We start from the raw sequence: 1088 nt of genomic DNA on the forward strand, positions 1-1088 counted from the left end.
TTCAACGCCATCCTCTACGTCAACCGCACCGGCATCGCCTGGCGTTACCTGCCCCACGACTTCCCGCCCTGGCCGACCGTCTACCACTACTTCACGGCCTGGACCAACGACGCCATCTTCACCCAGCTCAACTACGACCTGACCGGCCTGGTCCGCACCCAGGCCGGACGCGAGGCCACCCCGACCGCCGGCGTGATCGACACCCAGAGCGTGAAGACCTCGAGCAACGTCCCGCTCCACAGCCAGGGCGTCGACGCCGGCAAGAAGATCGTCGGACGCAAGCGCGGCATCGTCACCGACACCCTCGGCCTGCTCCTGGCCGTCATCGTCACCACAGCCGCCGCCAGTGACAACACCATCGGCATCGACCTTCTCGACCAGGCCAAAGCCGCCCACCCCGCCCTGGCCAAGACCTGGGTCGACGCCGGGTTCAAGAACCGGGTGATCGAACACGGCGCGGCCCTGGGCATCGACGTCGCGGTCGTCCCCAAAGACCCGCAGATCAGAGGGTTCTCCGTGGTCAAGCGCAGATGGGTCGTGGAGCGGACGATCGGATGGATCATGCAGCATCGACGCCTGGCCCGCGACTACGAAGCCCTTCCCGACAACTCCGCCAGCATGATCCACCTCGCGATGATCGACAACCTGGCCAAACGCGCCACCGGCGAAAGCACCCCAACCCGGCGAGACACCTGAACCGGCATCACTCACAAAATTCGTGAATCAGACGCCCTCTTAGCTTTCCGTTTAACGTGAGTTTCAGCAGTTCAGGGGCTTGACGGCTTGCTTCTTCAGGGCCGGATGTCGCGCCGCAGGCGTCGATGTCCGGCCTTTTGGCCTGCCCGGACCGGGCCTGCTTGGTTTCGGCCAGGTGGCCGGGGTGCCGAGGCGGTGCAGCAGTTGCACGAAACCTTGCCGGACGCGGCCGGGTGTCATCTTGTCTGCGGCCAGTGGCTGCTGCCAGGGCAAGCGGTGGTCGGCGACAAGAGGCCTGGCAAGGCGTAGCTGGGTCAGGGCGGCGAGGATGAGCTGGGTCCACCGGTCAGCCTGCTCTGGAGTACGTGGCTTCGGGTTGGTCCAGCCCAGTG

At 65.7% G+C, this 1088-nt stretch carries 1 protein-coding gene and 1 pseudogene; one reads left to right on the plus strand and one right to left on the minus strand.

Annotated features, from left to right (window positions below; translation table 11 throughout):
* On the plus strand, positions 1 to 696 hold a 696-nt coding region (locus tag AB0J67_RS41305), incomplete at its 5' end, for an IS5 family transposase (protein WP_363491312.1).
* 63 nt (positions 697 to 759) lie between these two features.
* Here AB0J67_RS41305 and AB0J67_RS41310 read toward each other — a convergent pair.
* Positions 760 to 1088 (minus strand): annotated as a pseudogene (locus AB0J67_RS41310) (hypothetical protein); the annotation flags it as partial.

It is taken from the genome of Catellatospora sp. NPDC049609 (assembly GCF_040675365.1).
GTDB lineage: Bacteria > Actinomycetota > Actinomycetes > Mycobacteriales > Micromonosporaceae > Catellatospora.